Source organism: Candidatus Competibacter phosphatis, from assembly GCF_012939995.1.
Lineage (GTDB): Bacteria > Pseudomonadota > Gammaproteobacteria > Competibacterales > Competibacteraceae > Competibacter > Competibacter phosphatis.
Window position 1 is genome coordinate 23,072 of sequence record NZ_SPMZ01000015.1, and the last position, 21,943, is coordinate 45,014.

25 protein-coding genes and 1 pseudogene are annotated in these 21,943 nt (G+C 63.5%); 19 read left to right on the top strand and 7 right to left on the bottom strand.

Annotation, left to right across the window (positions count from 1 at the left end; translation table 11 throughout):
• Position 1: 1 nt before the first annotated feature.
• Genes lpxK through kdsB form a run of 3 tightly spaced genes read left to right on the top strand, consistent with a single transcriptional unit; the run spans position 2 to position 2,070 of the window.
• On the top strand, positions 2–1,060 hold the full coding sequence (gene lpxK, locus E4P82_RS05135) for a tetraacyldisaccharide 4'-kinase (RefSeq protein ID WP_169247893.1): 1,059 nt from the start codon (positions 2–4) through the stop codon (positions 1,058–1,060).
• 10 nt (positions 1,061–1,070) lie between these two features.
• Entirely contained in the window at positions 1,071–1,259 is a 189-nt protein-coding gene (locus E4P82_RS05140; protein WP_169247894.1) for a Trm112 family protein, read from the top strand.
• On the top strand, positions 1,234–2,070 hold the full coding sequence (gene kdsB, locus E4P82_RS05145) for a 3-deoxy-manno-octulosonate cytidylyltransferase (protein ID WP_169247895.1): 837 nt from the start codon (positions 1,234–1,236) through the stop codon (positions 2,068–2,070). The genes E4P82_RS05140 and kdsB overlap by 26 nt, the downstream gene beginning before the upstream one ends.
• On the opposite strand, the gene E4P82_RS05150 is transcribed toward kdsB, so the two are convergent.
• Positions 2,035–2,304 (bottom strand): hypothetical protein, encoded by a 270-nt coding sequence (locus E4P82_RS05150; protein ID WP_169247896.1) that lies wholly within the window; start codon positions 2,302–2,304, stop codon positions 2,035–2,037. The two genes, kdsB and E4P82_RS05150, sit on opposite strands and share 36 nt — an antisense overlap.
• A gap of 95 nt (positions 2,305–2,399) precedes the next feature.
• Between E4P82_RS05150 and E4P82_RS05155 the strand changes: the two genes are divergently transcribed.
• Positions 2,400–2,879 carry a low molecular weight protein-tyrosine-phosphatase gene (locus E4P82_RS05155; protein WP_169247938.1) on the top strand — a complete coding sequence of 160 codons (480 nt, stop codon included), beginning with the start codon at positions 2,400–2,402 and terminating at the stop codon, positions 2,877–2,879.
• 1,475 nt (positions 2,880–4,354) lie between these two features.
• Here the strand turns inward: E4P82_RS05155 and rne are convergent.
• Positions 4,355–6,044, bottom strand: a pseudogene (rne, locus tag E4P82_RS23530) (ribonuclease E); the annotation flags it as partial.
• Positions 6,045–6,384: 340 nt separating this feature from the next.
• On the opposite strand from rne, the gene E4P82_RS05165 reads away from it, so the two are divergent.
• Complete coding sequence (locus E4P82_RS05165; RefSeq protein ID WP_169247897.1) at positions 6,385–7,353, top strand: RluA family pseudouridine synthase; 969 nt, start codon at positions 6,385–6,387, stop codon at positions 7,351–7,353.
• A 13-nt stretch (positions 7,354–7,366) separates the two neighbouring features.
• On the top strand, positions 7,367–8,341 hold the full coding sequence (gene sppA, locus E4P82_RS05170; protein WP_169247898.1) for a signal peptide peptidase SppA: 975 nt from the start codon (positions 7,367–7,369) through the stop codon (positions 8,339–8,341).
• A gap of 61 nt (positions 8,342–8,402) precedes the next feature.
• Here sppA and E4P82_RS05175 read toward each other — a convergent pair whose 3' ends face one another.
• Positions 8,403–9,002 carry a Maf family protein gene (locus E4P82_RS05175; RefSeq protein ID WP_169247899.1) on the bottom strand — a complete coding sequence of 200 codons (600 nt, stop codon included), beginning with the start codon at positions 9,000–9,002 and terminating at the stop codon, positions 8,403–8,405.
• Between the two features lie 98 nt (positions 9,003–9,100).
• Between E4P82_RS05175 and E4P82_RS05180 the strand changes: the two genes are divergently transcribed.
• From E4P82_RS05180 to E4P82_RS05240, 13 genes are all read left to right on the top strand, one after another.
• A complete protein-coding gene (locus E4P82_RS05180) occupies positions 9,101–9,643 on the top strand; it encodes a YceD family protein (protein WP_169247900.1) in 543 nt (180 codons plus the stop codon).
• Positions 9,644–9,646: 3 nt separating this feature from the next.
• Positions 9,647–9,841: a 50S ribosomal protein L32 gene (gene rpmF, locus E4P82_RS05185; RefSeq protein ID WP_169247901.1), complete on the top strand. Its 195-nt coding sequence runs from the start codon at positions 9,647–9,649 to the stop codon at positions 9,839–9,841.
• 49 nt (positions 9,842–9,890) lie between these two features.
• Positions 9,891–10,913: a phosphate acyltransferase PlsX gene (plsX, locus tag E4P82_RS05190; RefSeq protein ID WP_169247902.1), complete on the top strand. Its 1,023-nt coding sequence runs from the start codon at positions 9,891–9,893 to the stop codon at positions 10,911–10,913.
• Complete coding sequence (locus tag E4P82_RS05195) at positions 10,910–11,878, top strand: beta-ketoacyl-ACP synthase III (RefSeq protein WP_169247903.1); 969 nt, start codon at positions 10,910–10,912, stop codon at positions 11,876–11,878. Before plsX ends, E4P82_RS05195 begins: the two co-directional genes overlap by 4 nt.
• Positions 11,879–11,897: 19 nt before the next feature.
• Positions 11,898–12,644 carry a 3-oxoacyl-ACP reductase FabG gene (fabG, locus tag E4P82_RS05200; RefSeq protein ID WP_169247904.1) on the top strand — a complete coding sequence of 249 codons (747 nt, stop codon included), beginning with the start codon at positions 11,898–11,900 and terminating at the stop codon, positions 12,642–12,644.
• 114 nt (positions 12,645–12,758) lie between these two features.
• On the top strand, positions 12,759–12,995 hold the full coding sequence (gene acpP / locus E4P82_RS05205; protein WP_169247939.1) for an acyl carrier protein: 237 nt from the start codon (positions 12,759–12,761) through the stop codon (positions 12,993–12,995).
• Positions 12,996–13,094: 99 nt separating this feature from the next.
• Positions 13,095–14,336 carry a beta-ketoacyl-ACP synthase II gene (gene fabF / locus E4P82_RS05210; protein ID WP_169247905.1) on the top strand — a complete coding sequence of 414 codons (1,242 nt, stop codon included), beginning with the start codon at positions 13,095–13,097 and terminating at the stop codon, positions 14,334–14,336.
• Between the two features lie 147 nt (positions 14,337–14,483).
• Positions 14,484–15,497 (top strand): endolytic transglycosylase MltG, encoded by a 1,014-nt coding sequence (mltG, locus tag E4P82_RS05215; protein ID WP_312914181.1) that lies wholly within the window; start codon positions 14,484–14,486, stop codon positions 15,495–15,497.
• A 1-nt stretch (position 15,498) separates the two neighbouring features.
• A complete protein-coding gene (tmk, locus tag E4P82_RS05220; RefSeq protein WP_169247907.1) occupies positions 15,499–16,125 on the top strand; it encodes a dTMP kinase in 627 nt (208 codons plus the stop codon).
• Positions 16,125–17,108, top strand: coding sequence for a DNA polymerase III subunit delta' (locus tag E4P82_RS05225; RefSeq protein ID WP_169247908.1), 984 nt, complete (start codon positions 16,125–16,127; stop codon positions 17,106–17,108). Before tmk ends, E4P82_RS05225 begins: the two co-directional genes overlap by 1 nt.
• A 48-nt stretch (positions 17,109–17,156) precedes the next feature.
• Entirely contained in the window at positions 17,157–17,501 is a 345-nt protein-coding gene (locus E4P82_RS05230) for a PilZ domain-containing protein (RefSeq protein ID WP_169247909.1), read from the top strand.
• A 15-nt stretch (positions 17,502–17,516) separates the two neighbouring features.
• The gene (locus E4P82_RS05235) at positions 17,517–18,299 is read left to right on the top strand and encodes a TatD family hydrolase (RefSeq protein ID WP_169247910.1); all 783 of its coding nucleotides are present in this window, start codon (positions 17,517–17,519) and stop codon (positions 18,297–18,299) included.
• A gap of 1 nt (position 18,300) precedes the next feature.
• On the top strand, positions 18,301–18,921 hold the full coding sequence (locus E4P82_RS05240) for a CoA pyrophosphatase (protein ID WP_169247911.1): 621 nt from the start codon (positions 18,301–18,303) through the stop codon (positions 18,919–18,921).
• Here E4P82_RS05240 and E4P82_RS05245 read toward each other — a convergent pair.
• Genes E4P82_RS05245 through E4P82_RS05260 form a run of 4 tightly spaced genes read right to left on the bottom strand, consistent with a single transcriptional unit; the run spans position 18,898 to position 21,897 of the window.
• Entirely contained in the window at positions 18,898–19,110 is a 213-nt protein-coding gene (locus E4P82_RS05245) for a hypothetical protein (RefSeq protein ID WP_169247912.1), read from the bottom strand. The two genes, E4P82_RS05240 and E4P82_RS05245, sit on opposite strands and share 24 nt — an antisense overlap.
• Positions 19,111–19,166: 56 nt before the next feature.
• The gene (locus tag E4P82_RS05250) at positions 19,167–19,733 is read right to left on the bottom strand and encodes a cytochrome b (protein WP_169247913.1); all 567 of its coding nucleotides are present in this window, start codon (positions 19,731–19,733) and stop codon (positions 19,167–19,169) included.
• Positions 19,734–19,790: 57 nt separating this feature from the next.
• The gene (locus tag E4P82_RS05255) at positions 19,791–20,504 is read right to left on the bottom strand and encodes a glutamine amidotransferase-related protein (protein ID WP_169247914.1); all 714 of its coding nucleotides are present in this window, start codon (positions 20,502–20,504) and stop codon (positions 19,791–19,793) included.
• Entirely contained in the window at positions 20,497–21,897 is a 1,401-nt protein-coding gene (locus E4P82_RS05260; protein ID WP_246327379.1) for a class II 3-deoxy-7-phosphoheptulonate synthase, read from the bottom strand. Before E4P82_RS05260 ends, E4P82_RS05255 begins: the two co-directional genes overlap by 8 nt.
• Between the last annotated feature and the right edge of the window lie 46 nt (positions 21,898–21,943).

Genomic DNA, 21,943 nt, shown 5'->3' on the forward strand with positions numbered 1-21,943 from the left:
CATGAACTGGTTGGATCGCCATGGTTATTCCCTGAATCTGGTCGCCGTGTTGTTGTGGCCGCTCAGCTTGTTGTTCGGGGTGGCGGTGCGCGGGCGGCGACTGTTGTACAAGCACGGTCTCCTGCACAGCGAAGCGGTCGGCGCACCGGTGGTTGTGGTGGGCAACATCAGCGTCGGTGGCACCGGCAAAACGCCATTGGTGGCCCGCTTGGTGGAACTGCTGCGGGAAGCCGGCTACAAACCCGGCATCGTCAGTCGCGGCTACGGTGGTCAGTCCGCCGAATGGCCGCGCCACGTCACGGTCGACAGCGACCCGAGCCAGGTGGGCGACGAGCCGGTCATGCTGGCTCGTCGCTGCCGATGTCCGATCGTAGTCGATCCCGACCGGGTTGCGGCGGCACGGGTTCTGCTCGAAACCTACGATTGCAATGTGGTCCTGAGCGATGATGGTTTGCAGCATTATCGATTGAGGCGCGATATCGAAATCGCCGTGATCTGCGGGTCTCGCCGGCTGGGCAACGAAGCTTGTCTGCCCGCCGGGCCGCTGCGAGAACCACCCTCCCGCTTGCGCGAGGTCGATTTCGTGATTGGCAACGGCGCGGCTCGCAGTGGGGAATATCTGATGTCGCTGCGCGGCGAAACCGCAGTGAACCTCAACGATCCCTGTGTCAGCAGCGCGCTGACCGGATTCCGGCACGGCACCGTCCATGCGGTGGCCGGCATCGGCGATCCGGGGCGGTTTTTCGATCACTTACGACACGCCCGGTTACGGCTGATCGAGCATCCGTTTCCGGATCATCATCGCTTCAAGCCCGAGGACATTCATTTCCGACAGGATTTACCGGTTCTGATGACCGAGAAGGATGCCATCAAGTGTCGGGCTTTCGCGGCGGAGGGGTGTTGGTGTGTGCCGGTCGATGCGTGGCTCGATCCGGATTTCGAGGAGCATTTTCTCAAACGGCTGGCGGCGATCGCCCTGGCCAAGGGCATACGACGCGAACGAGGAAAACCGGGCCGTGGGGCTGGCACGCATCCCCAGCCCGATGTTTCCCGAGAATGAGGTAAACGAGATGGATAAGAAACTGCTGGACATTCTGGTTTGCCCAGTCAGCAAGGCACCGTTGATCTACGATAAGGCGCGGCAGGAATTGATTTGCTGGGAGAGTCGTCTGGCCTATCCCGTGCGCGACGGCATTCCGGTCATGTTGGAAGCCGAGGCGCGACGGCTGGCGGATGAAGAGGTCGATCCGAGTGCGTGAGGGCGGTCCCCGGTTTCGAGTGGCGATTCCGGCCCGTTACGCCTCGACCCGTCTGCCGGGTAAGCCGCTACGGTTGCTGGCCGGGCAGCCGCTGCTCCAACATGTTTACCGACGGGCCTTGGCCAGCGGCGCCCTGGAAGTGGTGATCGCTACCGACGACTCCCGCATCCGCGAGGTGGCCGAGGGGTTCGGCGCGGCGGTGTGCATGACCGCGCCCGAACATCCGTCCGGCACCGATCGACTGGCGGAAGTGGCGGATCGGCGCGGTTGGCCGGACGACGATATCATCGTCAACCTGCAGGGCGACGAACCGCAGATGCCGGCCGTGCTGGTCCGACAGGTGGCGGCGGCGCTGGAGGCGCGTCCCGAAGCCGGCATCGCCACGGCCTGTACCCGGATCCGGCGACTGGAGGAGGTGTTCGACCCGAACGTGGTCAAGGTGGTGCGGGACGCGTTGGACGATGCATCGTACTTCAGCCGCGCGCCGATTCCCTGGCATCGCGAGGCGTTTGCGAGCGGTGGGAGCGGCTTGACCGAACTGCCGGACGATGGCGCCGTTTATTACCGCCATATCGGGATTTACGCCTACCGGGCGGCGGTGCTGCGCCGTTATCCCCGCCTGGTACCGGCGCCGACCGAGCGGGCCGAGTCGCTGGAACAGTTACGTGCCCTGTGGCACGGTATCCGCATCCATGTCGTCGAGGCCGCCGAAGCCCCGCCACCCGGAATCGACACCGAAGCCGACTTGGCGCGGGTGGTGGCGGAGTTGGAACGCTCAGAGCAACAGGTCGAACCCGGCCAGTTCGGGTAAGTCGGGGTTGAGGCGGTCGCGACCGGCATCCAATAAGGCAACGGTGAAGGTTTGCGGTGCCCAGCCGCTGGCATTACCGTATTGATTGGTTTGCAGAATCTTGCGGTCCTGACGGTCGCGCAACACCAACGCCGGCTCCTCGCTCAGGATCTCGATGACCTGATGGGGGCGGCCTTGGTAATGCAGGATCTGACCGAGCAATTTTTGCAGTTTTTCGGGATCAATCCGTGGCATGGACGGCGGCCAAGGTGATGAAATTCAAATTTATGCAAGCGGTGCGCGCGATGTTCGGCTCTCCGCGACGGTTGGAAGTAGCGAGGTCGAAGGCGATGGTTAAGGTGTTGTTCGTGTGCATGGGTAATATTTGTCGCTCTCCGATGGCGGAGGGGGTCTTCCGGCGCATGCTGGAAGGGGCTGGCTTGGTCGAACAGGTTTATGTCGATTCGGCCGGCACCCATTCCTACCATATTGGCACGCCGCCCGATAGCCGCAGCCAAGCCACGGCGCTGAGCCGGGGCGTGGATTTGCGCGACATCCGCGCCAGGCGGGTGGCGGCGACCGATTTTGTCGAGTTCGATTACCTGCTGGCGATGGATCGCGCGAATTACCAGGATCTGCTGGCCGCGTGCCAGGACGCGGAGCTGCGGTCCCGCATTCGCTTGTTCATGGACTTCGCCCCCGCCTTGCCGGAGCGGGAAGTGCCGGACCCCTATTACGGTGGTCCGACCGGCTTCGAACGGGTCATGGATCTGGTTGAGGAAGGCGCCCAGGGCTTGCTGCTTCATTTGCGCGAACGCTATCGAATTTGAGCGGCGGTAGCCAAGCGTTGGTTCGGCAAAGCGGGGCTGTCGATCAGCCCCGCTTTTTTCGTCGTCGATCAGGAGGCCGGTTTTCGATCGGTGTCGTCAGATTCCGACTGTGGCGAATCGGTCGATCCAATGGATTGCGGCTCGTTTGGGGTGGATTCCGTCTGTCCGGTGTCATCGGCTGCGGCAAGCGTTGCCACCACGACTTCGCCCTCGACCTCGACCGAAATCGTGTTTTCTTGGAAAGGCGCGGCGGCGACCGACTCGCGTTCCGGCATGGAAGGGGCAGCTTCCGCTTGAGTCGTCGTTTCCGGCGCTTCGGGTTCGAACTTCGCGGCGATCGGCTGGGGCGAAGTGGCCGGCACGTCGTCCTCGGCGGCGGTCGCGGTTGCAACTGAGGGAGGCGTCGTGTCGGGCTCAGGAGAGCAGGGCTCGGGAGCTTCGGTCGAAGACGTCGTTGCATCCTCGGTGCTGGGCGCGGTGGCGGCTTCGCTTTCGGTGGCGGCCGGTGCGCTCACGGCATATTCGATTTCGCTGGTGGTGGTCTCCACTTCTACGGTTGTGGGCGCTGGCTGGTCTGTCGCCACTTCGCTGAAAACCGCTGGAGTGGGCGGTTCGAGCAGAGTCGGTACGGAATCGGGAATGGTCGATACCGCCGCCGTTTCCATCGAGGTGGCCGCTGGTTCGGAAGTTTCGATCTGTTTGGCCGAGGGTGGCGGTGGTTCCGTCATCGGCGGTTCGGCTTGTGTCGGAGACGAGGCCGTTTCGTGATCGTTTCCTGGCTGTTCCATCTCTTCCTCGGCCACTGGATATTCCATGAGTAGAGACGGTGGGGGGATCAATACTTCTTCGGATGTGGATGTCACCGTCGGCGGTACAGCACCTGTGGGGCGGGTCTTGACGACGGCGGTGGCTCCCTGTGGCAAGCGGGGGCGGCCGCTGCGGATGCGCCGTTGCGGTGTGGCTGAGGGTGCCTCGGCGGGCGCGGCGGCGGTTCTGCCCGAGTCGTGCGATTCCGTGCCGCCAGAGCCGGACGCGGTCGCTTGATCTGATTCATCGGGTTCGTTGCCGGAATTGACGCTGGTCGGGGTCGCGTCCGCTGGGGTTGCCGTTTCGCCGCGCCGCCGCCGCCGGCCGCCGCGTCGGCCGCGGCGATTGCGCGCACCGGAACTTTCCTCTTCGGTTTCAGGGCCGATGGTCTGCTCGCCAGCCGGTTCGCCGGGAAGGGCGGGCACCGAGGCTTCGGCATCGAGGCTGGGTTTTGGTCGTAAATCCTCGGCCGGTGGCGCGATGACGGCGGGAGGCGTCGCGGAAACGGTCGGGGCGCCATTATTCCCATTGGCGGCGGTTTCCACGGTGGGTTCCGTCTCGGGCCGCCGATGGGTACGGTCGCGGCGCTGCCGATCCGGCTTGGTGGGACGGGTTCCCCCCGGCCGACTGGTTCGTTCTGGCTGGGCTTGCTGTTGTGGAGCCTGCTGGAAGAGGTTGCTCCATAGCCAGCGGAAGAAGCTCGGGCTCACTTCAGGCTTGGGTGTCGGCGCGGGTGGGGGAAGCGGGGCCGGCGTGGTCGGCGCGACGCCCTTGACCGCCGGTTCCTCGTCCGAACTGCGCGCCGCCGTGCCCGCCGCCGGCTCGAATTGTTCCTCGAAGTCTTCGGCCAGGGTATACGACAACAACTGAGCTTCCGACAGTTCGTCCACCCGCAGCCGATTGAGTTTGAAGTGCGGGGTTTCCAGCGATTCGTTCGGTATCAGCATGACGCCGACCCGATGGCGCTGTTCGATGGCGCGGATCGCCTCGCGCTTCTCGTTGAGCAGGAAGGTGGCGACCTTGACCGGCAACTGAACCACAACCCGGCCGGTCTTGTCCTTCATCGCTTCTTCCTGAATCAGCCGCAGCACGCTGAGCGCCAGCGAATCAATGTTGCGGATGGTGCCTTGGCCGTTGCAGCGCGGGCAAATCATGTGACTGGCTTCATCCAGCGACGGACTCAACCGCTGCCGCGACATTTCCAGTAAGCCAAACCGGGAAATCCGGCCGACCTGTACGCGGGCGCGATCCATTTTCAAGGCTTCGCGCAGCCGGGTTTCCACCTCGCGCTGGTTGCGGGCGATGTTCATGTCGATGAAATCGATGACGATCAAACCGCCCAGATCGCGCAGCCGCAATTGCCGGGTGATTTCCTCGGCGGCTTCCAGATTGGTGGTGAGCGCCGTTTCCTCGATATCGGCGCCCCGGGTGGCGCGGGCCGAATTGATGTCGATGGACACCAACGCCTCGGTGTAGTCGATGACGATCCCACCGCCCGAGGGCAGACTGACCTCGCGCAGGTAAGCGGTTTCGATCTGCGATTCGATCTGGTAGCGGGTGAACAGGGGCACGTTGTCCTGATACAGCTTGAGCTTGTTCAGGTTGTGCGGCATCACCTGTTGCATGAAATCCTGTGCCTGGCGGTGGACGGTGGGGTTGTCCACCAGGATCTCGCCGATGTCGGCGCGCAGGTAATCGCGCAAGGCACGGATGATGATGTTGCTTTCCTGATAGATCAGGAACGGGGCTTTTTTTCTGGGAGGACGCGGTTTCGATCGCTTGCCACAGGTGCAGCAGGTAATCCAGATCCCACTGCAGTTCTTCCTGCGAGCGGCCCACGCCGGCGGTGCGGACGATCAGGCCCATGCCATCGGGGATGTCGAGACTGCTCATCACCTCGCGGATTTCCTGGCGATCATCGCCTTCGATCCGCCGCGACACGCCGCCGGCGCGCGGATTGTTGGGCATCAACACCAGATAGCGGCCGGCCAGGCTGATGAAAGTGGTCAGTGCCGCGCCCTTGTTGCCGCGCTCTTCCTTTTCCACCTGGACCACCAGGTCCTGGCCTTCCTTGATGGCTTCCCGGATGTTCGGTCGACCGCCGTCGGCGATGGATTGAGGGTCGAAGTAATTGCGGGTGATTTCCTTGAAGGGCAGAAACCCGTGCCGGTCGGCGCCGTAATCGACGAATGCCGCTTCCAATCCCGGTTCGACGCGGGTGACGCGGCCTTTATAGACGTTGGATTTCTTCTGCTCTCGCGCGGGAGTTTCGATATCGAGGTCGTAAAGTTTCTGGCCATCCACGAGGGCCACGCGCAACTCTTCCTGCTGAGTTGCGTTGATCAGCATGCGTTTCATTGAAAAGATTCCCTGCGCTCGACCATCACCGGTGGCGACGCAGTTGTCGCCGAGGCGTAACTGGAATGACAAACAGCCCGACGATCGCATACAGTGCGTCGGGCAAGGTCCAGATGCGCCGCGAAGTTCGTAACCAGTCGGCTGGGAGCGCGGTCAAGAGCCGCTTAGAATAGGTCGGGTGAGCGGCGGATAAACCCGTTTAACAAATCCTGCCCGCCTGTGTTGCTGGCGTGCGGATGTGAAAACCGATATCGTGTATGAATCCTGTTTCGCCGGCCTTTCGGGCCAATCAGCGACAACTTCCATGAACTATAACAGTCCGATTGGTGCGCTTCAAACGATGCCTGCTTCCGTGCCCACCAGTGGGGTACGCCACCTGGAGATTACTGCGGAGCACGCCGGGCAGCGCCTCGACAATTTTCTGCTGCGCGAGCTGAAGGGTGCGCCCAAAAGCTTGATCTATCGAATCCTGCGCAAGGGGGAAGTCCGCTTGAACGGCGGCCGGGTGCAACCCTGCCAGCGGCTGCAAGCCGGCGATAGGCTGCGTGTTCCACCGGTGCGGCTGGGTGAGCGCGAGGACAGGGCGTTCCGGCCGCCGCCGGGCTGGGCGGAACGCCTGCAAGCGGCGGTGCTGTACGAGGATCGCGAGGTATTGGTGCTCGATAAGCCGGCCGGCTTGGCGGTGCACAAAGGCAGCGGGGTCGATTATGGCGTGATCGAGCTATTGCGTGCCCTGCGCCCGAGGGAGCCGTTTCTGGAGCTGGCGCACCGACTGGATCGCGACACCAGTGGTTGCTTGCTGCTGGCCCGGACTCCGGCGGCGTTGCGGCTGATTCAGGACGCCTTGCGGACCGGGCGAGTGGAGAAACGCTATCTCGCCCTGGTGCAAGGCTACTGGAACCATGGCCCGCGCGAGGTGAACCAGCCTTTACGCCGCAACGTGTTGCGCGGCGGGGAGCGGCTGGTCGAAGTGGTGGACGACGGGAAACCGGCCCTGACCCGGTTTCGCCCGGTCAGCCTGTTCAAGCTGGCTTCGCTGCTGGAAGCGAGCATCGCCACCGGCCGTACCCATCAGATCCGCGTTCACGCGGCCCACATCGGTCATCCGCTGGCTGGCGACGCGAAGTACGGCGATGCGGCGTTCGACCGGACGATGACCGAACGCTGCGGCCTGCGCCGCTTGTTCCTGCACGCCCACAGCTTGAGCCTGTCGCTGGGTGGCCGGGATATCGCGGTGAGCGCCCCATTGGATGCCGAACTCAAGAGTGTCCTGGACCGCCTGCGTTTGGCGAGCCTGAGTGGTAGGTAAGCGAGAAATACCCATGATCGACCCGAATCCGAATCCGAAACTGCCCGATGATGAGCGCTGGGCGCGTGAAGTGTTGAGCAAGCTGGCGTTCGCCGCCGTGACCGAGCAGCGGCGGACCCGGCGTTGGGGGATTTTCTTCAAGCTGCTGTTTTTTGCATATCTGGTGCTGCTGCTGGTACTGGCTTGGCCGGATAGTCTCGATACCACCGCCAGTGGCGGCAAGCGTCACACCGCGCTGGTCCGGGTTGATGGGCTGATTGCCAGTAGCACCGAGGCCAGCGCCAAGAATGTGATCGAGGCGCTGCGCAAAGCGTTCGAGGATGAGAAAACGGTCGGGGTGATCGTGCAGATCAACAGTCCAGGCGGCAGTCCGGTGCAGGCGGGCGAGGTGTACGACGAGATTCAGCGACTGCGTCAAAAACATCCCAAGATTCCGGTCCACGCGGTGGCTAGCGACGTCTGTGCTTCGGGTGGCTACTACATCGCGGCGGCGGCGCAGAATATCTACGCCAACAAGGCCAGCATCGTCGGTTCCATCGGGGTGCGGATGGACAGTTTCGGTTTCACCGATGCCATCGCCAAGTTGGGTATCGAACGGCGGGCGTACACGGCGGGGAACAACAAGGATTTTCTCGACCCATTCAAGCCGGTCAACCCGACGGAAGTTCAGCATTTACAGGGGATGCTGGATGCGATCCACCAGCAATTCATCGCGGCGGTCAGGCAGGGTCGAGGTGGGCGCCTGCAGGACAACCCGGAGGTGTTCAGTGGCCTGATGTGGACCGGCGAGCAGAGCGTCGAGCTGGGGCTGGTGGACGCGTTGGGCGACACTCGCTTTGTGGCCGAGGAAGTGATCGGCGAGAAGACCATGGTGGATTACACCAAGCGCACCCGATGGGTGGAACGGCTGCTTGATGGCGCGGAGGCCAGTTTGGGCGCGGCGCTGCTGAAGGTATTGGAGTTCGATGGAACAGCACGATGGCGGTAGGGTTGCCGGCTGGCGAATCTTCACGAAGGGGCGGGACTGCCTGAAACGCGATCGCCCGCTCTCACAGCACCGCGACCCCGGCCGCCTCCAACATCCGGGTGAGCCGGATCAGCGGTAAGCCGACCAGGCTGGTGGGGTCGTCGCCCTCCAGCCGCTCGAACAGGGCGATGCCCAAGCCCTCGGACTTGAAACTGCCCGCGCACTGGTACGGCCGCTCGCGCCGCAGATAAGCCTCGATCATTGCCGCCGTCAGCGTCCGAAATACGACCCGAAACGGCTCCACCACCACCTGGCATTGACCGCTGGCGCTATCCAGCAGACACAGCCCGGTATAAAAAGTGACCGCGCGTCCCGCCGCCCGCCGCAGTTGCGCCGCTGCCCGCAAGTGGTCGCCGGGCTTGCCGATCACCTCGCCATCCAGTTCCGCGACCTGGTCCGAACCGATCACCAGTGCCGCCGTTTCGCGCTGGGCGACCGCGCGGGCTTTCATTTCCGCCAGCCGCGCCGTCAGCGTCGTCGCCGGTTCGTCGGGTTGGCGGGTTTCATCGGTGTCCGGCGCCTGGACGGCGAACGGCAATTCCAGCCGCGCCAGCAGCTCGCGACGGAATGGCGAAGTGGAAGCGAGAATCAGACGACGGCCATCGGGCAGGGTTTCGGGCATGGCGGCAGCGTGGTGAACAGGTTGGAAATCTGAACAATTATGCGGAATTTGGCTTTATTTTGACAGAAATCGAGCATGCCTATATTATTCCGCGCCTTATGCAAATCCCAACGCTTCCCGACCGGATCGACCCCTGGCAACTGGCCGCCGAGAACGGGCGGCTGGATGGCGAGTTGCGGTTGGCGGCGCTGCCGCGGTTGGCCGCTTTGCTCGAACATGCCAACGGCACGGTCAGTGTGGCGCTGGCGGCGGGGGTTGACGAGCAAGGGCTGCGCTTCGTCGAGGGCTCGTTGCAAACCGAGGTCGAACTGATTTGTCAGCGTTGCCTGGGTCCACTGCGGTTGCCGTTGCGGGTGGCGGTCAGTTTGGCGCTGATACGTGCCGAGTCCGAACCCGAGTTCGCCCGCCTGCCCAGCCAGCGCGAACCACTGCTGGCCGCTGGCGCCGACCTGGCCGTCGCCGATCTAGTGGAAGACGAACTGTTGTTGGCTTTGCCGCAGATTCCCCGCCATCGGGATGCGCGCGAATGCGAGGCCGCCGGTTATCATGCGCCGCCTAGCCAACCGACGCCGAATGTTGGACAACCTCAAGCCTTCGCGGCGCTAGCGTCCTTGTTGCAAGATTCCAAAAGGAGCAATTGAGTCATGGCCGTACAAAAATCCCGTAAAAGTCCCTCCAAACGCGGTATGCGTCGCGCCCACGATGCCCTGACCACGGCCACGCTATCGACGGATCGCACCTCCGGCGAACTGCATCGCCGCCATCACGTCACCCCGAATGGTTTTTATCGCGGCCGCAAGGTCATCAGCGAGCCCGCTGCGGTCGACAGCGAAGACTGATCGTCGTGTCGCCCCGCCCGCCGGATTCCTCCGCCATCCTGCCCGGCCCATGAGCAAACCGTTGACCATCGCCCTGGATGGCATGGGCGGCGATGTCGGTCCCGACATCGTCGTGCCCGCCGCTTTGCGCGTGCTTGAGACCGCCGGCGATTCGCTGCGCCTGATCCTGGTCGGGCAGGAGGATGTGCTGTCGGCCGCTCTGCTCAAGGCCGGAGGGCATCCTCAAATCGTCATCCGCCATGCCTCGCAATTGGTGAGCATGGGCGAGTCGCCGGCCCAGGCCCTGCGCGTCAAGAAAGATTCCTCGATGCGAGTGGCGATCAATCTGGTCAAGCAAGGTGAAGCCGACGCCTGCGTCAGCGCCGGCAACACCGGCGCGCTGATGGCGACCGCCCGTTTCGTGCTCAAGACCCTGCCCGGTATCGATCGCCCCGCCATCTGCACCACGTTGCCCACCGTGCGCGGCCAGACCCGGATGCTCGATTTGGGCGCCAACGTCGACAGCAAGGCCGAGCATCTGCTGCAATTCGCGGTGATGGGTTCGGTGCTGGCGGCCGTCAACGGCATCGAACGGCCGCGAGTCGCTCTGTTGAATATCGGCGAGGAAGATATCAAGGGCAACGAACAGGTCAGGGAGGCCGCCCGGTTGCTGGCGGCCAGCGACCTCAATTACGTCGGTTTCGTGGAAGGCGACGGCGTCTATCTGGAGGATGCCGACGTGGTGGTCTGCGACGGCTTCGTCGGCAACGTCGCGCTCAAGAGCAGCGAAGGCGTGGCCCGGTTGATCCGTTATTACATGACGCAGGAATTCAAACGAAACCTGCTGACTCGGTTGGCTGGGCTGGTTGCCTTGCCGGTGCTGCGCGCCTTCGGCCGTCGGATCGATCCCCGTCGCTACAACGGCGCCAGCCTGCTCGGCTTGCAGGGTATCGTGATCAAGAGCCACGGCGGTGCCGACGCCCTGGCGTTTGCCAACGCCATCGGGGTGGCGATGTTGGAAGTCGAGCAGGCGGTACCGCGGCGTATCGATGCCCATCTGGCCGCCCTTCACGCCGCGAGGCAAGCGCTTTGAACCACGCCAGAATCATCGGAACCGGCGGCTACCTGCCGGAAAAGATACTGACCAACGCCGATCTCGAACAGATGATCGAGACCACGGCGGACTGGATCGTCGAGCGGACCGGTGTCGAGGAACGCCATGTCGCCGCCCCTGGGGAGACCACCTGCGACTTGGCTGAGCAGGCTTCCCGACGCGCGTTGGAGGCCGCCGGTATCGAGGCGCGCGATATCGATCTGATCGTGCTGGGCACCACCACGCCGGATCATGTGTTTCCCAGTGTGGCCACGCAGTTGCAGCATCGACTGGGTTGCCACGGTGGCCCCGCTTTCGACGTACAGGCGGTTTGCACCGGTTTCGTTTACGCCATGGACATCGCCCGGCGTTTCATCGCCACCGGCGCGACTCGGCGGGCGCTGGTGGTGGGGGCGGATACCTTCACCCGCATCATCGACTGGCAGGATCGCGGTACCTGCATCCTGTTCGGCGACGGCGCCGGCGCGGTGGTGCTGGAAGCGACGGACGAACCGGGGATCATCGACAGCCGGCTACACGCCGATGGCCGCTACAAGGAGCTGTTGTGGGTGCCGGCCGGCGTGTCCAGCGGTTACGACCAGACTCAGCGAAACGCCGCTTTCGTGGAGATGCGTGGCAGCGAAGTCTTCAAGGTGGCGGTCCACACCCTGAAGGAAATCGCCGAACAAATCTTGACCGCCAATGGCATGACAGTCGCCGACGTCAACTGGCTGATTCCTCATCAGGCCAATCGCCGCATCCTGGCGGCCACCGCCAAGCGCTTGGGTTTGCCCGAGGAGCGGATGGTGGATTGCGTGCGGCTGCACGGTAACACCTCGGCGGCCTCGGTGCCGCTGGCGCTGGATGTGGCGGTGCGCGATGGTCGCATCCAGCGCGGCGATATCCTGCTGCTGGAAGGTTTCGGCGGTGGGTTCACCTGGGGCGCGGTCCTGCTGAAGTATTGAACGCGAAGGAGATTTTACGATGACGACACTGGATGGCGAAATCGTACTGGTGACTGGCGCCAGTCGCGGCATTGGCCAGGCCGTCGCCCGTGAACTGGGACGGCGCGGCGCGGCCGTGATCGGTACCGCGACCACACAGGCCGGCGCCGAGGCGATCGATCGGGATTTGCGCGATCTTGACATCAGGGGGCGCGGCCTGCGTCTGGACGTCACCGATCCGGCAGCCGTGGACGCGGCGCTCAAGGCGGTGACTCAGGAATTCGGCGCGCCGACCATCCTGGTCAATAACGCCGGCATCACGCGCGACAACCTGTTGCTGCGGATGAAGGAAGAGGAATGGGCGAGCGTTCTCGATACCGATCTGACTTCGGTTTACCGGCTGAGCAAGGCGGTGTTGCGGGGGATGATGAAAGCCCAGCGCGGGCGCATCATCAGCATCACCTCGGTGGTCGGTGCCACCGGTAGCGCCGGGCAGGCCAATTACGCTGCGGCTAAAGCGGGTATCATTGGTTTCACCAAGTCGCTGGCGCGCGAGGTCGGTTCCCGCAACATCACTGTCAACGCCGTGGCACCGGGTTTGATCGATACCGATATGACCCGGGCGCTGCCGGAAGCGCAGCGTCTGGCCCTGGTGGAGTCGATTCCACTGCAACGGCCGGGCGAGCCGCAGGATGTCGCCAATGTGGTGGCGTTTCTGGCGTCGGCGGACGCGGACTATGTCACGGGAGCGACCCTGCACGTCAATGGCGGCATGTTCATGGCCTGACGGTGCTGGCGGCTAGAATGAATGGCATCCGCGCCGGAATTTTCCATACAATACCCTGCGGCAATGCCATGGTTGTCCGGGTTCACAACGAGGAAACAAACTATCATGACTGACATCAGCAACATCGAAGCCCGCGTCAAGAAGATCATCATCGAGCAACTGGGAGTGAAGGAAGAGCAGGTCACCAACGAAGCCTCTTTCGTGGAAGACCTCGGCGCCGATTCCCTGGATACCGTGGAGCTGGTCATGGCGCTCGAAGAGGAGTTCGAACTGGAGATCCCCGACGAGGACGCCGAAAAAATCACCACAGTGCAACAGGCCATCGACTATATCTCGTCCCATAACGGTTAAAGGTGTCAGTCCCGTACCGATCAAAATCCGTCGCCGCGGTTGCCCTCGCCGGGTTCCGCGGTTTTGTTTTGTCGGTGCAGCGTACAAGAGGGTAGCTTTGTGGCCAAGCGGCGAGTGGTAGTAACGGGCATGGGTATTGTGTCCCCGGTCGGCAGCACCGTGGAAACCGCCTGGGCGAACATCCTGGCTGGCCGCAGCGGGATCGGACCGGTCACCGCTTTCGATGCCAGCCATTTTCCGGTACGCATCGGCGGGCCGGTCAAGGATTTTCAGGTCGAGCAGTACCTGAATCCCAAGGAAGCCAAGAAGATGGATTTCTTCATTCATTACGGCATCGGTGCGGCGGTGCAGGCGATCCAGGATTCCGGGCTGGAGATCACCGAAGCCAACGCCGAGCGAGTGGGTACTTTCATCGGTTCGGGAATCGGCGGTCTGCCGGGCATCGAGGAAGGTCATTCGGCTTTTCTGAAGGGTGGCCCGCGTCGACTGACACCGTTTTTCGTGCCGCGCAGCATCATTAACATGATATCGGGCAACCTGTCCGTGCTGTACGGGATCAAGGGTCCGAACCTGGCGGTGGTGACAGCCTGCACCACCGGTACCCACAGTATCGGCTTGGCCGGGCGATTGATCGCCTACGGCGATGCCGACGTGATGCTGGCCGGCGGCGCGGAGATGGCGACCACACCCACCGGTTTGTGCGGCTTCGCGGCCGCGCGCGCGCTGTCGGTACGCAACGACGAGCCGGAAAGAGCCAGTCGGCCATGGGATAAGGATCGCGACGGCTTCGTGTTGAGCGACGGTGCCGGCGTGGTGATGCTGGAAGAATACGAACACGCCAAGCGGCGCGGCGCGCGCATCCACGCCGAGCTGATTGGCTTCGGCATGAGCGGCGACGCCTACCACATGACGCTGCCATCGCCCAACGGCGACGGCGCGCGGCGGGCGATGAGCAACGCCCTGCGCGATGCGGAAATCGCTCCCGAAGATGTGGATTACATCAACGCCCACGGTACGTCCACGCCGGCCGGCGACAAGATCGAAAGCGACGCCGCCAAGGCGGTGTTTGGCGATCATGCCCATCGCTTGGCGATGAGCTCGACCAAATCGATGACCGGTCACCTGCTGGGTGCCGCCGGTGGGGTGGAAGCGATTTTCTCGGTGCTGGCCATCCGCGATCAGGTGGCGCCGCCCACCATCAACCTGGACGAACCGGAGCCGGGTTGCGATTTGAACTACGTCCCACACCAGACGCAGGAACGGCGGGTCCGAGTGGCGTTGTCCAATTCCTTCGGCTTCGGCGGCACCAACGGCACGGTGGTGTTCCGCGCGCTGGATTGACCGCGCTCCTTGTCGTTGCTCTCTCCCCGGCCTGCTCGAACGCTTTCGACGTTACCTGCGGCTTCGTCCGATGGGGGACGGGAAAGGCTGGAGACCGTTCCCGCTCCCGGGCAAATCGCGGGCCGGGTGTAAGGAATGCGTTTTTCCGTGCGGCTTCGTCTCTCGCTGTCGATTGCATTAGCGGTACTGGTCGCTGGCGCGGCGTTGTATGGAATTCACGCTGATTATCGCCGGTTTCTCGATACGCCGCTTGGCGTACCCACGGACGGCCTGGTGCTGGAAGTCAAGCCGGGGATGGGGATTGGCGCGATCGCCCGGGAGTTGCGGCGGCAGCCAGGCCTGTTGCGTTCGACGTTCTATCTGGAAGCCTACGCCCGGTTCAATGGCTTGGCGCCCCGCCTCAAGGTCGGCGAATACGCCCTTGCACCGGGAATGACTCCGCGCGATTTGCTCGAACGAATCGCAACCGGTCAGGTGATCCAATATCCGTTGACCGTGGTCGAGGGCTGGACCTTCCAGCAATTACGACAGGCACTGGCGGCGCATCCCAAGATCGCGCAGACCCTGCGGGAGGCGAGCGATGCCGAGATCATGGCGCGCTTGGATCGACCGGGGCGGCATCCCGAGGGCTGGTTTTTCCCGGATACCTATCATTTTCCCGCTGGCTTCACCGACGAAGCATTTCTGCGGCGGGCGCTGACGGCGATGGAGCAGCGTTTGGCGCGAGCATGGAGCCAGCGCGCCGCCGATCTGCCGCTGGATGATCCATATCAGGCACTGATTCTGGCATCGATTGTCGAAAAGGAAACCGGACTGACAGCGGAGCGGCCCGCCATTGCCGGGGTGTTCGCGCGGCGCCTGCGCGCGGGGATGTTGTTGCAGACCGATCCGACGGTGATTTACGGTTTGGGCGCGGCATTCGATGGCGATCTTCGCCGTCGCGATCTGGTCACCGATACCCCTTACAATACCTATACGCGCAAGGGTTTGCCGCCGACGCCGATTGCCCTGCCGGGAGCGGGCGCACTGGAAGCCGCCGTTCATCCGGCCGCTGGCGATGCCTTGTATTTCGTGGCCGACGGTCAGGGCGGTCATGTGTTTTCCAGAACGCTGGATGAACACAATCGGGCGGTCAGACGCTATCAGTTACGGGAGAAATGAGATGTCCGGCCGATTTGTGACGGTCGATGGCGGCGAGGGCGCCGGTAAAACCACCCAAATGGGATTCATGCGCGAGTATCTGGAGCGGCGAGGTTGCCGGGTGGTGGCGACGCGCGAACCAGGCGGCACGTCACTGGGCGAGGAAATTCGCGCACTGTTGCTTGGACATCGCGATGGGGGCATGGCGCTGACGGCGGAGACGCTGCTGATGTTCGCCGCCCGTGCCGAACATTTGGAACGAGTGATTCGACCAGCGCTAGCCGCTGGTTACTGGGTACTGTGCGACCGCTTTACCGACGCCACCTATGCTTATCAGGGCGGTGGTCGCGGCCTGTCTTTGAAGCGAATCGCGGTGCTGGAGGAATGGGTGCAGGGCGCGCTGCGTCCCGATTTGACCCTGTTGCTCGATTTGCCGGTTGCGACGGGATTGGCGCGGGCCGGAAAACGCGGCGTGGCGGATCGCTTCGAACGGGAAGATGTGGATTTTTTTGAGCGAGTTCGGGCGATATACCTGGAACGAGCCGCCCACGAGCCCGACCGTTACCGAGTCGTGGACGCCAGCCAATCGGTCGAGGTGGTGCAAGCCGAAGTGGAAACCATGCTAGCCGAGTGGCTGGAGAGCGATTGATGGACCCGCGTCTCTCCTGGCATCGCGAGCAGTGGCGACAAATCCAGCAACGACGCAGTGCCGGCCACCTGCCGCACGCGCTGCTGCTGGTCGGTCCGCCCGGGATGGGCAAAGGCTTGTTCGCCCGCCGGTTGGCGCGGGCGCTGTTGTGCGAAGCGCCCACCGCCGAAGGAGAGTCCTGCGGTCAATGCCGGAGTTGCCGGCTGTTCCAGGCAGGCAGCCATCCCGATTACAGTCCGGTGCGGCCACTCGAAGAAGGCAAGGTCATCAAGATCGATCAGGTCCGCGAACTGTGCGCCTTTCTTGGCTATACCGCGCAGTATGGCGGTTACAAGATCGCCCTGCTGGAACCGGCCGACCGCCTCAACGGCAATGCCGCCAACAGCTTGCTGAAGACACTGGAAGAGCCGCTGGGCGCCTGTCTGTTACTGTTGGTGACCGCTTGGCCGGCGCGCTTGCCCGCCACCGTGCGTAGTCGTTGTCAGCGGCTGAGCTTCGGGATACCGTCGCCGACGCTGGCCGTTCCCTGGTTGGCCGCGCGGGTGACGGAGGGTCCCGACGACCCGCAAACGTTGCTCGATTGGGCCGGCGGTGCCCCGTTGGCGGCGCTGGCCTATGCCGACGAGGGACACTGGCGCTGGCGGCGGGAACTGGCCGAAGGTTACGAGCAGGTATCGGTGGCTCGGGCCGACCCGATATTGGTTGCGGAAAGCTGGCTGAAGGAGAGCCTGACCGAAAATCTGCGCTGGCTGATCGGTTGGCATACCGATCTGATTCGGCTTAAGATGAATCCCGAACCGCCGCGTCTGAATAATGTCGATTTAGGTGACATGTTACGGCGTTGGGTCGATCGATACCCATTGCGTGTCCTGTTCGAGCGTTTGGACGCGGCGATCCAGTTGTACACGTTATGCACGACCACGCAAGCCAACGCGCAACTGCTACTGGAAGCGTTTCTCGCTGGCGGCGCGGATCCTTGTTGAGATCATTCTTGGCGTCTTGCCGACGCGGTTTACCGGAGGCCGAACGATATGGCGGGTCCACGACAAGGTGTCATTTCCCTCGCCATCAAGGACAAGGCGATGCTGCATGCCAGCTATATGCCCTTTATCAACGGGGGAGGGATTTTCATCCCGACCGAGAAATCCTTTGAACTGGGTGACGAGGTGTTTCTGTTGCTCACTTTGCTGGAGGACCCGGAGCGCTTTGCCATCACCGGCAAGGTCACCTGGATCAATTACCGGACCACGCCAGGCGGTCGGCAGATGGGGGTTGGCATTCAGTTCGGTGGCGTGGAGGGGGCCAATCTGCGAAAGAAGGTCGAAGCATTGCTGGCCGGTTATACCCGCGCCGAGCAAATGACCAACACCATGTAAGCGCGCTGACGAACGATGTTGGTCGATTCTCACTGCCATCTGGACCGGCTTGATCTGGAGCGTTTCGGCGGTTTGGCCGGCGTGCTGGAGACTGCCGAGGCGCACGGCGTGACCCGGTTGCTGAGCGTGGCGACGGATCTGGAAAGCTGGCCGGCGCTGGCCCGATTGACCGAACCCTATCCGAAAATCGCCCTGTCGGTGGGGGTGCACCCCAGCGAGGACGGTGGGCGTGCCCCAACGAAGGCGGCGCTGACAGCACTGGGCCGCGAATCGCGGGTGGTGGCCATCGGCGAAACCGGGCTGGATTACCACTACGGCGCCGACAGCGCCGACCGCCAGCGCGACTGGTTCCGCGTTCACATCGCCGCCGCTCGGGAACTGGGTAAGCCGCTGATCGTGCATACTCGCGCCGCCCGCGCCGATACCCTGCGTGTCTTGGAGGAGGAAGGTGCAGCCGAGGTCGGCGGGGTGCTGCATTGTTTCACCGAGGACTGGGCCATGGCGGAACAAGCGCTGGCCTTGAACTTTCACGTCTCGTTTTCCGGCATTGTCACCTTCAAGAATGCCAAACAGATTCAGGAGGTGGCCCGGCGCCTGCCGGCCGAACGGTTGCTGGTGGAAACCGACTCGCCCTATCTGGCGCCGGTTCCGCATCGGGGTAAACCCAACCAACCGGCTTGGGTTCGCCATGTGGCGGAGTTCGTCGCCGGCTTGCGCGGCGAGCCGTTGGAGCGGGTGGCCGCGACCACCACCGCCAATTATGGTCGGCTATTCGGAGTAACAGTGGAGGCGGAGTAGAATGGATGTTTCGGAACTGCGCGACCGGATTCGTCGCTGCCTGCACCCGACTCACCAACTGGATACAATCACCGGCGATCATGCGGTGGCGGGGCTGGAGCGCGAAGAGCGGACCTTGATGCCGGCGGCGGTGCTGGTGCCGCTGGTGGAGCGGCCCGAGGGCTTGACCGTGCTGCTGACCCAGCGCACAGCGCATCTGGAGCATCATGCCGGCCAGATCAGTTTTCCCGGCGGTCGCGCCGAGGAGCATGATCGCAGTCCGGTGGAGACCGCGTTGCGCGAGGCGGAGGAAGAAATCGGCTTGCATCGCCGGTCTGTCAGAGAGATCGCCGGCTTTCTCGATGTGTACCAGACCGTGACCGGCTTTCTGGTCACGCCGGTGGTGGGTTTCGTCGAACCCCCGTTCGACTTGACGCTGGATGCATTCGAAGTGGCCGAGGCCTTCGAGGTGCCGCTGGCGTTCGTGCTCGATCCCCGCCACCACGAGTATCGCAGCATGTACTACAAGGGTCAGCAGCGGCGCTACTACGTGATTCCGTACGAGAACCGCTTCATTTGGGGGGCGACCGCCGCCATGCTGGTCGGGTTCGCCCGGCGACTAAGGAGTCCGCTGTTGTCCTGAAAGGGAGGCATCGCTGCTCGCGCCCCGATGGTGGACGAACTGCCGCAGCAGGAACTCCTCGTCGCGTGGGGTCAGATCGAACAGCAGGCTGGCCTGTCCGACGGTTTTCAGGGTGCAATGCCCCCCGTGATCGGCGATCCAGAGCAACGCCCGGCGCAACGCCTCGCCCTCGGGGATGAGCGGTCTCATGGCGGCCTCCCGTGTTCCCTTTCGAGCCATTATACACCCAGCGGCTCCCCGGGTTATTATTGCCGCCTGAACGGTAGCATCCGGTACAGAAAACGGTCGCGGTCGAACAGGTGGTGCTTGAGGCCGAGACCGACGTGCCAGGCGATGAACACCACTGCGGCGTAGCCGGCGAGAATGTGCAGCAGTCGCGCCAGCGCCGCGAGCCACTCCTGTTTACCGATGGGATCGGGCAGTATGTAAACGCCGAACAGTTTGATCCCGTAACCGCCGGCCATCACGAACAGGTACCCACTGATCGGCAGCAGGAACATGCAACCGTACAGCAACGTTTCGTTGCGGTGGGAAATCGCCCGCTCGGCCGGCGACAGGGTGGGCGCCCATTCCGGCAGGGGCGTGGTCTTGCGCCAGATCCACCGCGCCAGCGCCAGCGCAAGTAGCACCAGGCCGATGGATTTGTGCCAGTTATAGTAGTCGTTCGGGTTCAGACCGAACAGCGCGCTGTCCCGGCCGAGGCGCGTCATGATGTTGGCGCTGAGGTACTGCCAGACGAACAGCAGAAATACCGCCCAATGCAGGAAGCGGGTCATCGTGCCGTATTGGTCGGCTGAATTCTTGAGCGGCATGACTGAATCCTCGTCGGGTGAATTTAAGGGGATGCGGAATAGCGGGTTTCCGCCACGCTATTCCATCGTGCCACCGACTCGCAGCCACTCGTCCAGAAAGCCATCGCACCAGCGATCCAGCGCCGCGTCGTGGCGGGCGTGGTGGCCGCGCTGTTCGATCGCCGATTGCGCGCCGGGCGCGGCCAGTTCCTTCGCCCCTTCCACCAGCCATGCATCCAGAATTTTCCGGTTCATCTCCGGGTGAAATTGCACCCCAAAGGCGTGGGTGCCGTAGCGGTAGGCTTGATGCGGGAAGCGTTCGCCGGTGGCCAGCAATTCGGCGCCGGCCGGCAGCTCGAAACCTTCGCGGTGCCAGTGATAGACGTGTAGTGGAGATTCGAACACGGTTTGGCCGGCGGCGGTGGGTTGTACCGGGAAATAGCCGATTTCCGCCAGTCCCGCCGGATGCGGTTTGACCGCCGCCCCCAGCGCTCGCGCCAGTAGTTGCGCGCCCAAGCAAATCCCCAGAAACGGGCGACCGGACGCCAATGCGGCGGGAATCCAGTCCAGTTGCGCCCGAATGCCTGGCAGCTTGTCGTCGTCGTTGGCGCTCATCGGCCCACCGAACACCACCGCTCCAGCGTAGCCGTCCATGCCGACCGGTAGCGGTTGGCCGGATTGCGGGTAGCAATAATCGGTCTGGTAGCCGCGTTCCCGCAGTTTGCGGCCACAGCGACCGGCGCCGCCGTCAGCGGTTTGCATCACCAGCAACAGACGGGGGAGTTCACTCATCGTGCTCGTCCTTCATGGTGGCTTGTCGGTAATCCTTCAGTGTTTCGGCGATCAGAAACGCCAGTTCCAGACTCTGCGAAGCGTTCAGGCGCGGGTCACATTGGGTGTGATAGCGGTCGGCCAGACCTTGTTCGGTGATGGCTTGGGCGCCGCCCAGACATTCGGTGACATCCTGGCCGGTCAGTTCGAAGTGCATTCCGCCAGGATAGCTACCCTCGGCGCGGTGGATGGCGAAAAAGCACCGCACTTCGTCGAGAATACGGGCAAAGGGTCGGGTTTTGTAGCCGGTGCTGGCCTCCAGGGTATTACCGTGCATCGGATCGCAGGACCAGATCACTTGTCGCCCCTCGCGCTGGACCGCGCGGATCAATGGCGGCAGGGCGGTGTCGATCCGATCCGCGCCCATGCGACTGATCAGGGTCAGCCGGCCCGGTCGGTCATCAGGGTTCAGCACGTCCAGCAGGCGTAGCAGCGTATCGGGGTCGGTGCTCGGCCCCAGCTTGAGGCCGATCGGGTTAGCGATGCCACGGGCGAATTCGACGTGGGCGCCGTCCAATTGCCGGGTGCGTTCGCCGATCCACGGCAAATGCGTCGAACCGTCGTACCATTCCCCGGTCACCGGTTCGCGCCGGGTCAGCGCCTGCTCGTAGCCCAGCAGCAGTGCCTCGTGAGAGGTGTAGAACTGCACTTGCCGCACCTGCGGGCCGGTGGCGGCGTCCAGGCCGCAGGCGCGTATGAACGCCAGCGTTTCGCTGATCCGGTCGGCGAGATCGCGGTAACGCGCGCCTTGAGGGCTGGCGCGCAGGAAATCCAGATTCCATTGCTGGACCCGGTGCAGGTCGGCGAAGCCGCCCTGCGCCAGCGCCCGCAGCAGGTTCAAGGTTGCCGCCGACTGCGAGTAGGCGCGTAGTTGCCGGCGTGGGTCGGGCCGGCGTGCTTCCGGGGTGAAATCGAGACCATTGACGATGTCGCCCCGATAACTGGGTAGCTTGACCCCGTCGCGGGTTTCGGTCGGAGCGCTGCGCGGTTTGGCGAACTGGCCCGCCATCCGCCCGACCTTGACCACCGGACAGGTGGCGGCGAAGGTCAGGACCACCGCCATTTGCAGCAGTACCCGAAAAGTATCGGTGATGGCGCGGTCGTGAAAGTCGGCGAAGCTCTCGGCGCAGTCGCCGCCTTGCAGCAGGAACGCCCGGCCGGCGGCGACTTCGGCCAGTTGCTGGCGCAAGGTTTCGATTTCGCCGGCAAACACCAGGGGCAGCGAGTGCGCCAGCCGTTGCTCGACCTCGGCCAGCGCTGTCGGTTCATCGTAGTCCGGCAGTTGCGCCGCCGATTTATTCCGCCAGCTTGCCGGGGTCCAGGGAGGCTGGGGGTGTTGCATGAGTTGAGGCATCGGTACGTCCGAAAGTTGCGTATGATTGAGTTTGCCGGTTCGAGTC